The organism is Planctomonas deserti (assembly GCF_003067705.1).
Taxonomy (GTDB): Bacteria; Actinomycetota; Actinomycetes; order Actinomycetales; family Microbacteriaceae; genus Planctomonas; species Planctomonas deserti.
The window spans coordinates 1-595 of the sequence record NZ_QANL01000121.1 but is presented as its reverse complement, the minus strand read 5'-3'; the positions used below and the strand labels follow the sequence as shown (position 1 = coordinate 595).

General features: G+C 68.2%; 1 protein-coding gene. It reads left to right on the top strand.

Annotated elements, in window-relative coordinates; genetic code table 11:
• On the top strand, positions 1-595 hold a 595-nt coding region (locus DAI20_RS19870), incomplete at both ends, for a chorismate-binding protein (RefSeq protein WP_205781525.1).

Genomic DNA, 595 nt, shown 5'->3' with positions numbered 1-595 from the left:
CCCGGCACCGTTCGCCGGCCTGTTCAGCGCCCATGGCCGCCATGTGGTCAGTTCCTCGCCGGAGCGGCTGGTGTCGGTGCATGCCGGCCACGCGCAGACCCGGCCGATTGCCGGTACGCGTCCGCGCTTCGAGGGGGACGATGATGCCGCGCGCATCCAGGAACTGGTCGGTCACCCGAAGGAGCGTGCCGAGCACGTGATGCTGATCGACCTGGAGCGCAACGACCTGGGCCGTATCTGCCTGCCCGGCACCGTGGTGGTCGATGAGCTGATGACCGTGGAGAGCTACGCGCATGTGCACCACATCGTCAGCAACGTCAGCGGCCACCTGCGCCCCGAGGTCACCCCCGGCGAGGTGATCGCCGCCACGTTCCCGGGTGGCACCATCACCGGCTGCCCCAAGGTGCGCTGCATGCAGATCATCAGCGAGCTGGAGCAGGTGCCGCGTGGCGCCTACACCGGCGCCTTCGGCTGGCTGAACCGCGATGGCGACCTGGACCTGAACATCCTGATCCGCACCGCCGAAGTGGATGGCCACGAGGTGAGCTTCCGCACTGGCGCCGGCATCGTGGTTGATTCGGACCCGGACAAGGAA